12 protein-coding genes are annotated in these 9000 nt (G+C 55.4%); all 12 read left to right on the forward strand.

The features are described from left to right. The first annotated feature begins 143 nt into the window (after positions 1-143). A complete protein-coding gene (locus tag U9R25_17385) occupies positions 144-671 on the forward strand; it encodes a GNAT family N-acetyltransferase (protein MEA3337673.1) in 528 nt (175 codons plus the stop codon). 79 nt (positions 672-750) lie between these two features. Next, entirely contained in the window at positions 751-1560 is an 810-nt protein-coding gene (locus tag U9R25_17390; protein ID MEA3337674.1) for a class I SAM-dependent methyltransferase, read from the forward strand. Between the two features lie 169 nt (positions 1561-1729). Next, the gene (locus tag U9R25_17395) at positions 1730-2239 is read left to right on the forward strand and encodes a 2-phosphoglycerate kinase (GenBank protein ID MEA3337675.1); all 510 of its coding nucleotides are present in this window, start codon (positions 1730-1732) and stop codon (positions 2237-2239) included. 21 nt (positions 2240-2260) lie between these two features. Beyond that, the gene (locus U9R25_17400; GenBank protein ID MEA3337676.1) at positions 2261-2683 is read left to right on the forward strand and encodes a hypothetical protein; all 423 of its coding nucleotides are present in this window, start codon (positions 2261-2263) and stop codon (positions 2681-2683) included. 18 nt (positions 2684-2701) lie between these two features. Next, entirely contained in the window at positions 2702-3403 is a 702-nt protein-coding gene (locus U9R25_17405; protein ID MEA3337677.1) for a DUF3179 domain-containing (seleno)protein, read from the forward strand. Positions 3404-3691: 288 nt separating this feature from the next. Continuing rightward, complete coding sequence (locus U9R25_17410) at positions 3692-5182, forward strand: hypothetical protein (protein ID MEA3337678.1); 1491 nt, start codon at positions 3692-3694, stop codon at positions 5180-5182. Beyond that, a complete protein-coding gene (locus U9R25_17415; protein MEA3337679.1) occupies positions 5179-6087 on the forward strand; it encodes a formylglycine-generating enzyme family protein in 909 nt (302 codons plus the stop codon). Before U9R25_17410 ends, U9R25_17415 begins: the two co-directional genes overlap by 4 nt. Before the next feature lie 48 nt (positions 6088-6135). Next, entirely contained in the window at positions 6136-6300 is a 165-nt protein-coding gene (locus tag U9R25_17420) for a hypothetical protein (protein MEA3337680.1), read from the forward strand. 5 nt (positions 6301-6305) lie between these two features. Next, on the forward strand, positions 6306-7031 hold the full coding sequence (locus U9R25_17425; protein ID MEA3337681.1) for a UbiA family prenyltransferase: 726 nt from the start codon (positions 6306-6308) through the stop codon (positions 7029-7031). A 16-nt stretch (positions 7032-7047) separates the two neighbouring features. Then, entirely contained in the window at positions 7048-7752 is a 705-nt protein-coding gene (locus U9R25_17430) for a hypothetical protein (GenBank protein ID MEA3337682.1), read from the forward strand. 23 nt (positions 7753-7775) lie between these two features. After that, the gene (locus U9R25_17435; protein MEA3337683.1) at positions 7776-8282 is read left to right on the forward strand and encodes a GNAT family N-acetyltransferase; all 507 of its coding nucleotides are present in this window, start codon (positions 7776-7778) and stop codon (positions 8280-8282) included. Between the two features lie 267 nt (positions 8283-8549). Further along, positions 8550-9000: hypothetical protein (locus tag U9R25_17440; protein MEA3337684.1), on the forward strand; the 451-nt coding region annotated here is incomplete at its 3' end.

A 9000-nucleotide genomic window follows, 5' to 3' on the forward strand; every position in this document is an offset into this window, starting at 1 on the left:
CCCGTGTCCCCGCGTCCCCCCATCCCTCTGTCAAAACGCCAACTTTGTGTTGACATCCCCCTCCTCAGATGCTACACTTAGAGTTCATGTAGCGGCTCCCGGCCCCATGGCCGCATGAATGCTGTTTCGGGAGAAGATCAGAGGTGATTATACGAGAACTGGCGAGAGGCGAGATCGACACTATTTGGGCGATCGACCGAAGTGAGATAATCGAACACGTGTACTACCTGAGAGATGGAGCATTGGTTCTGGAGACAGAATACTATGACATGGAAGGATGGCCTCCCGGTGAAGCCGCCTTGTACACGCCCATCCTGTGTGACTGTTTTGATCGGAGCGGGACATTCTATGGCGCATTTGAAGGTTCGGAAATCGCAGGGGCTGTAGTACTGGAAAGCAGATTCATCGGCAAGGCCAAAGACCAGTTGCAGCTCAGGTTATTGCACGTGGGCAGTGGACACAGGAAGAAAGGATGGGGAAAGACGCTTTTCCAGAAAGCAGTCGAGAGAGCCAGGGAACTGGGTGCCAGGAGGCTGTACATTTCGGCGACACCGTCGGAGAACACGGTGAACTTCTACTTGCATATGGGTTGTGAGGTGACGGGAGAGATAGACCAGGAATTGTTCGAGCTGGAGCCAGAGGATATTCATTTGCAATACAGGATACCCTGATTGTCCGTGGATGCAGTCAAAACCCATTACTGCCGCCCGACAACCCGCTCAATCTGCTTCGAATAGGATCCAAAAAAATATGGCTGACAATCCGCAAGTCTGGCACTATGGTCTCATCGCTCGCTGGTGGGCAGAGTTCAACACAGAAGGCCCCGAGCTCGACTACTTCAAGGCGCTCGTCAAGCAGTATGGCCAACCAGCCCTCGACGTAGCTTGTGGTGCCGGCAGGCTGCTTATCCCTTTCCTTCATGCCGGTCTGGATGTCGACGGTTGCGATATATCTCCTGACATGCTCGCGCTATGCAGCCAAAGGGCCAAAAAGGAAGGACTCACGCCGCGCCTCTACGACCAGCCAATGCACGAGCTGGCTCTGCCTCGCAAATACAAATCCATCGTTGTTTGTGGCGGCTTCGGCCTGGGTGGCTCCCATCAGCATGATCAAGAGGCATTGAACCGTTTCTTCCAGCACCTGGAGCCAGGCGGCGCGCTTCTTCTGGACAATTACCTGCCCTACAAGGACGCGGACGAGTGGCGCTACTGGGTCAAAGAAGAGTGGCGTAAGCTTCCTGAAGCCTGGCCAACCAGCGGCACCCGCAAACGTACCGAAAACGGCGAGGAAATTGAACTGCGAAGCCGGCTGGCTGCTTTCGATCCCTTGGATCAGGTGGCTACCCGGCAAATCCGCGCAATCCTCTGGCGTAACGGGCAGTTGGTCCGGCAAGAGCAATACACACTGCTCGAGCGGCTCTATTTCAGGAACGAACTCCTGGCAATGCTCGCCATCGCGGGCTTTCACGATGTCGATGTACTCGGCGACTACACCGAAGACAAAGCGTCCCCTGAGAGTGGCATTCTCGTCTACATCGCCAGGAAGCAGCTGTCCCCATAGACGGCGTAATAATATCATGACCAGGTCTCAACGCGATCTGAGGGTCATCCTCATTGGCGGCTCATCGCATGTAGGCAAATCTACCCTTGCCCAATCACTGGCACTGCAGCCCGGATGGAGCTACCGTGCCACAGACATGCTCGCACGTCACCCTGGACGCCCGTGGAGAATGAAGCCGGAAGCCCTGCCGGACCATGTGGCCGAGCACTATCTGTCACTGTCAGTCGATGAGCTTTATACCGACGTGATTCGGCATTACAGAGAAAATGTGTGGCCCGATATCAAAGCCATTGTTACTTCTCACGCAACTGACCTCTCTGCCGATCGGCTGGTAATGGAAGGATCGGCAATATTGCCGGAATTGATTGTGACCTTGGATTTCGATAACGTCGCCGCTGTCTGGCTCGTGGCCGACAACGAGCTCTTTGAGCAAAGAATCTACCGTGCAAGCCAATATGAAACAAAATCCCCTCGTGAGAAAACCATGGTCGATAAGTTCCTGGGGCGTACCCGTCTTTACAACCGGCGAATGATGGATGCCATCAACCGGCTCGGGCAGCTTAGCATGGTTGTGGATGATGCCTCCACGCTGGATGAACTGACAGGCAGGTGCCAGGCGTTATTGAAGTCCAATAACCGCAATACGCTCACTCTGGAAAACCACGATGGATTGGACTAACCTCCCTAAAGGCGTAACCTGATGCTTTCTTTGCTGTCGATTTTCTTCGCAGTGACCGCAGCCTTCATGCCGTCGCTGCCCGCCTTCATCCCCCGCATCGGTCTTCTGCCTCTTTATCGCATGCGTCTCATCCGTGCAGTCCTGATCATCATAGCCTGGGTGCTGGCAATCATCGCTTGTGTCAACACGCCACCTTCCTTCATCGCCCTGCCCTTTGTCCTTCTCTTCTCCATCCTCACCATCCTTTTGCAGCCCCAACGCATATTCGTCTCCCTGGACGATCCAGTGCACCTTCCGGCGTCACAGGCGAACCTTCAGGGCCAGGCCCTGGTGCTCGGGCACTCAGGGGATCAACAGGCACTGGCCTGGCCCTTCGAGACCCTCGCTCCCCGCCATTTGATCAACGACCAGATCGGAGATACACCCCTGCTGGTCGCCTACTGAGCGGCCTGCAACAGCGGCATCGTGTATGCCGCCCAAGTGGATGATCAGCGCTTGACGTTCGAGGTGGCGGGCGTGTATCGGCGCAACATGATCATCCGGGACCACCAAACCGGCACGCTCTGGCAGCACGCCACTGGCGAAGCACTGATGGGACCCCTCAAAGGCGCCCGGCTCCAGCCCCTGGGTGGGGAGCTTACCCGCTGGTCAGGGTGGCAGGAAATGAACCCTCACACCACACTGGCCGTGGAGCCTCTCCCCGACAACGGCCGCTATCCCGGACTCATCCCTCGTGATCGCCTGGAGCATCTGTTGGAGGCGTTTACGACCAACTACTCAGCCCCGGGTTTTGTAACTGATAACCGCCTGCCCATGCACGAAGAAATCGCCGGCTTGAGCCTGGCCGGCGTGGACAGAGCCTACCCCCTGGCCCTGCTGCGAGATCGAGGCGTCATCAACGACCACATCGGCGAGCGTTTTTTCGCCGTCATCTATGACGCTGACGCCGACCACGTGATTGCGCTCGATCGTCTGGTGGGCGACAGAGCCATCGATCTGCTTCCAGCCAATAGCGGTCTATCCTCGCCCGATGGCATGATGCGCTGGACCCGGGCGGGCAGCCCGCTCACTGCCAATACGCCCTCACTGCAGGGGTTGTGGATCGAGCGGCAATGGTGGCTGGGTTGGGTTGAGTTTCACCCCACAAGCGAGGTCTCGGGATGACAAACCCGCATGAAAAACCCTGTATGTCCAGGAAAACTGACATGAAGAATACTGCTTTCAAAAGAGTGATTGTGATGAACGTTTTTGATCCCTGCGAAACGCCGAAGGTCTGCGTAAATCAGCGTTCCTCTGGCTTGTCCAGATTAGGAATCGGGATGAGATAACTGTCTCATTATGTCATTGAACAAGTGGATTGATTCTCAAAAATCTGGGGAATCTGTGGTTGATCTGAGCGCCAACAAGCCATTTTCCTGCAGAGCCTGAGTAGTGACCAAGGAGGATATGCGGTTGAAGGCCATAAAGACACGATTTGACTTTCTGTTCCGTTCCACAAAGGGATTGGTACTGGTAGCCATTGCCCTCATTTCTCTGGAAACCATCATTTTTGGCATGCTTTCCGGCCCCATGGCCGAATGGGGCATCCGCGATGTCTGGCTTCGCATCACGGGCATGGAGCTGTTGCCGGCCGAACGCGAAGGGCGAATCATCATGCTCTATCACACCATCGCCATGGCTGTCGTTGCCATCGAAGTCTACTTGATCACCAACATGGTTGCCATGAAACGAGAGCGCCAGGCCGCTATTAACGGTCTGGTGACGGTGGGCTACATCACCTCCATGATATTTGGCATGTGGTTCGCCTACTTCGGCCATAATTACGTGTTTCATGGCCTGTTCATCTTTGGCCAATCCCTGCTCTTTTTTGGCGGCGTACTCCTGGCCGTAACCTTGTGGCCCTGGCAGGAAAAATATCACGTGACCGATCCTGAATACGCCCATACCAGGGGCGGCGTTGATCTGGAGCGGGCAGCTTTCTTTACAATGGCGCTCGCCACGCTGGGATCAGTTTTGTATGGCGCTGTCCCCGGCTCACTGTTCGGCAATGGCTTCGAGAGTTTCCTGGCGGAAGATTTGGTGCGACTGCCCCACAAGACGCCTCTGGAACTGGCCATTATCGGCCACCTGCACATCATGTTGACCCTGATTGCCGTGGCGCTGACGCTGATTATCGGCCGTTGGCTCGATTTCAAGGGCAGATGGCACAAAGTGGCTATGCCCACCATGATTCTGGGCACCATTGTGGTGACATTGGGGGTTTGGGCTGTGGTTCCTTTTGAACCCATCGCCCACAAAATCATCAACGGCGGCTCGATTTTCATGATTACGGCATCGCTGCTCCTGGTGGCATATGCCTGGCGACAGCAGGTGCGGTTGGGATTGGCCAAAAAGGGCATCACCCAGGCCCATTTTGGGCAAAAGATACGGGCCCTGCTGCACGATCCGCTGCCGTTTGGAGCGACCTGGCAGATGGTGTATATGAATCTTGTGGTCACGGCCGTCGGCATCTATATGGCCATCAACCTGGACGACATTTTCCGGGTATGGACGGCGCGGGAGGAGCGTATTACCCTGACCGGCCACTGGCATATCCTGGCAGGCATCATCGCCACTATCATCCTGCTCTACTACGGCGATCTGGTGGGGCTGAAAGGAAAAGTGCGCCAATGGTTTGGTTGGGTGATTATTATCAGCTCCGATGTGGCCTTTGCCGCCGCGACCATCTTCTCCATCAAAAGGCTGTTCGTCAGCGAAACAGCCCAGCAGCCCATCACCAACTGGACGATGATCCTGACAGATATTGGTTTATTCCTGGTGCTGCTGGTTCTGGGCATTCTGATGCTCTGGCGCCTGATTGACTTATTCAAACAAAAAGGACGTTGGACAACAGAGCTGCAGGAAACAGACCTCGACACCCCCAAACAGGAGGTGCCCCAATGATCCGGCTGATCGCAGTTTTCATTGCTTTGAGCCTGGTGTTGGCCGGCTGCGCAAGCCCATCCGCCGGCCCACCCCCGGTAGCGGAATTCGACACCGGTATAGACCCCGACAGCTGGGCGACCATTCCGGCAGGCGAATTTCTGCAAGGAGTACACAACCATCATCGGGAAATCGCTGCCGATTATGAGATGATGGTGACAGATGTGACCAATACTCAGTTTGCCGCCTACCTGAACCAGGCCCTGGCCGATGGCTCCCTGTCCATCGGCGATGCAGGCGTGATAGGCACCTATCCCGGCGACGAATTTCATGGCCACGAGCATGAAAAGGAAATCCAGGCCGGGGATTGGCTGCATTTTCCCTTGCACGAAGCGGATAGCCGGCTGACCTATGATGGCAAGACGTTTGGTGTCATACCGGGATACGAAAATCATCCACTGACGATGGTGACATGGTTTGGGGCGCAAGGCTATTGCGAATACGTTGACGGCCGTCTCCCTACCGATCTGGAATGGGAAAAGGCCGCCCGCGGGGATGGCGACCGCGCCTATCCCTGGGGTGCAGACATTGCCCCAGCCAACAGCAACTTCTACAAGAGTGGCGATCCCCTTGAAGGCGGCCCCAATGAAGTCGGCAACACAACCCCCGTTGGTTTCTACAACGGCCAGGCTTACGCCGGTTTCCAAACCCTCGATTCTCCCAGTCCCTACGGCCTGTACGACATGGCGGGCAACGTCTGGCAATGGATTGGCAACGTCTACCAGGACACCCATCTGCGCACCTTGCGCGGCGGCGGCAAGATGGACTACGGCTATGACTTGCGCGTGTGGAAGTTCAACAGCGCCGAACCAGATTTTTTCAGCCCCAGTATTGGATTCCGCTGCGCTCGAAACCCCGCACAGTAGGTACGACGCACTTTCTGCAAGTGCGTTGCACCTCTCAGGGAAATGAAGATGAACGACTGCGCAGGCAAACACACAGACACACCGCTGGCAACCAGGATGCAGCTGTACTGGTCGCTGATCAAAAGCCCGCAGACAGGATTACTTCTGCTGACGGGGTTGGTGGGCTTCATCAGCGCCGGGCTTCCGCTCAAGGGACAGGGGGGGGACACCTGATGGTCATGGCCGGCAGCCTCTTCCTGGCCATCAGCGGCAGCACCATCCTCAACATGTGGTATGACCGGGACATCGACGCCCTGATGCAGCGCACCTGCTGGCGCCCCCTCCCCACCGGCCAGATTGGCCCCAACGAGGCGCTGGCATTGGGATTCCTGTTGGCGTTGGCAGGCACGGTTGGGGCGCTGGCACTCAACCCGCTCTTCGGTACCATCCTGTTTGCCGGGGTCTTTTTTGATGTCCTGACATACACCATGTGGCTCAAGCGGCGCACACCCTGGTCAATCATCTGGGGCGGTATTGCAGGGGCGATGCCGCTGCTGGCGGGACGGGCGCTGGCCGTGGGCCACGTGGACTGGATTGGGTTAACGCTGGCTGCCGCCATTCTCTTCTGGATTCCCACACATGTGCTTACCTTCGGAATGCACTATCTGGTGGATTATGAGCGGGCCGGCATACCCACGGTTCCGGCCCTGTACGGTTTCCGGCGCACCCGCGCCATCATCGCCCTATCCAGCATTTTGGCGGTGGCAGCAATGGCCCTGGCGGCCGCAGGCATTGGCCTGACGGCAGGATATTGGGCAGTTCTATTGGTTATTTCCGGGGCGTTATTTGTGCTGGTGACCATGAGTATGATTCGGCCTTCGCCCCGTCTGGATTTCAGTTTATTCAAACGTGCGTCTCTGTACATGTTGAGCGCCATGCTCATCATCGTAACCGGGACACTATGAGCAAAGGAGAAGTAACATGCTCGGCAAGATCTTACGTATCGTCGCCATTATCTTGATAGGATTGGCCTCTACCCTGATGATTTTGGGCGGCATTGGCACTATTTGCATCGCCTGGTTCCCGGAAAATTGGGAAAGTTTGGCTGTGATGGCCCCTTATAAGCTCATCTTTCAGGCGGCCGTTATCTTCACACTCCTGGCCGGGTTTACCAGCCTCTGGGCCACCGTTAAACTCATTCGCCGCGAGAAAAATGGCTGGAACATGGCGGTCATTGCCCTGTTGCTCAGTCTGGCCACGGCAGGGACCAAGATGTACTTCTCCAATATGGCGCGGGGCAGCGTAGCGCCCACCAATATCCGTTTCTATTTCAGCCTGTTCGTCCTGGTCTACTTTCTGGTGATGCGAATACCCCCTCTCTGGGAAAAAGTGGGCTTCGAGGACCAGGGCCGGCCGGATGAGGATCTCAGCGGTCTGGCCGGCGGGACAACGGCTATCGTGGCCGGTCTCCTTACCCTGACGGTGCACCTCTGGGCCGGGCCGACGCACACGGTCAATGGGGTCAATTATGTAGAGTATCTACACACGGAATTGATGATCGCCGGATCCGTCATGGTTGTTGCCGGGCTGATTGCGTTGACGCTGGATTTGTGGAACATCATCGACCCCCAAAACCGGACCACGCGCTCAAGGGGTTCATCAATCAGAACTCCAACTTTGCATTGACAGTTGCCCTCTCAGGAGCTGCAATGACTACAACCCCTGTGGCGAAAAAAACACTCAGGGCGGCGCGTGCCGGCGATGCACCGCAGATCTCCGCCATGACCCGTGCCATGGTCGCGGATATGGCCAGTTACGGGGGTCACCCTGTTTCGACCGATGATTCCAACTGGGAGAGACTCACCGGAATATTCAGGATGCAGATCGAGAAGGCGAACTACCGCTACGTGGTAGTGGAACTGGCGGACGGGAACCTTGCGGGTTTCGCCGGCGCGGAGATTCTCACCCTCCATGGGGCCTACGCGCCAAAGAAGATCCTTCATGTAAGCGCGGTCTACGTTCTGCCTGAGTTCCGAAACGCTGGAATGGGAGAGTCCCTCTTGAAGGACCTGCTGAATTGGGGTCGTGAGGCTAATTGTGCAGAGGCGGAATTGAACGTCGTTGAAGCCAATCCAGCCGCCACGCTCTATCAGAAGCTTGGTTTTACCCTTTTTCAGCAGAAACTCGTGCATCCGTTAGGCCGGCGTGGCTCCTGACAGGCGAAGCATCGATGCGAGCGGCTCCTTGGGCCGCAGATGATCGGTAATCCGACAGGTTTCGATTTCTAAATCATAGGCACATTGTAACTGTACAGGTCTAGCAGAAACATCTCGCGCCTGTCATTGCGAACCGCTTTTTGGTGAAGCAATCTCCAGGTTTCTTGAACGCAATCTGCCAGCTTGAGGATTGTGTCATCGCAAGAAAAACGCTCCTTGCAATGACACCTGTACAGTTACGGCACATTTTAGGTGTAGGATTCGCTCATGAAACTATCAACTCAGGATGCCGATCTGTTTTACGGACTTATGTGGTCACTTCTGAACTATGCGAATCTGAAGTTGGGGATTTTTCCCGATATTGCCACTGGTGACGAATACAATAACCTTCCGCCTTCGCAGAAGCTCTCTGTAAGAGATGCTCTCTATGACAATATCGAACTTGTCGATGCGTATCTGGAGGAAAATCCTCAGGAATTATCCCAGGAAGAACGTGAAATCGTAAGAAGTTGGAAGAAATTTGTGCGCGGCGATTTTTACATCAAACGATTGCTCAAGAAATATGCTGTATTCATAGGGGATGAAAACGTGTATGCTGTATTAGCACTTCATGATTCGTTCGAAGACATGCTTGCATTTACCCGATTGCCATGTTATGCGAAAGCAGTTCTACTGCCGTTCAAGAACAAAATTGTCTACGACGGAATATTACAAGGGT

Source organism: Chloroflexota bacterium (assembly GCA_034717495.1).
Lineage (GTDB): Bacteria > Chloroflexota > Anaerolineae > JAAEKA01 > JAAEKA01 > JAYELL01.

Excerpts from the sequence above, each read along its gene's own strand:
- U9R25_17390 (MEA3337674.1), top strand. The coding sequence starts at position 751 with ATGGCTGACAATCCGCAAGTCTGGCACTATGGTCTCATCGCTCGCTGG.
- U9R25_17395 (MEA3337675.1), top strand. The coding sequence starts at position 1,730 with ATGAAGCCGGAAGCCCTGCCGGACCATGTGGCCGAGCACTATCTGTCA.
- U9R25_17400 (MEA3337676.1), top strand. The coding sequence starts at position 2,261 with ATGCTTTCTTTGCTGTCGATTTTCTTCGCAGTGACCGCAGCCTTCATG.
- U9R25_17415 (MEA3337679.1), top strand. The coding sequence starts at position 5,179 with ATGATCCGGCTGATCGCAGTTTTCATTGCTTTGAGCCTGGTGTTGGCC.
- U9R25_17420 (MEA3337680.1), top strand. The coding sequence starts at position 6,136 with ATGAACGACTGCGCAGGCAAACACACAGACACACCGCTGGCAACCAGG.
- U9R25_17425 (MEA3337681.1), top strand. The coding sequence starts at position 6,306 with ATGGCCGGCAGCCTCTTCCTGGCCATCAGCGGCAGCACCATCCTCAAC.
- U9R25_17430 (MEA3337682.1), top strand. The coding sequence starts at position 7,048 with ATGCTCGGCAAGATCTTACGTATCGTCGCCATTATCTTGATAGGATTG.
- U9R25_17435 (MEA3337683.1), top strand. The coding sequence starts at position 7,776 with ATGACTACAACCCCTGTGGCGAAAAAAACACTCAGGGCGGCGCGTGCC.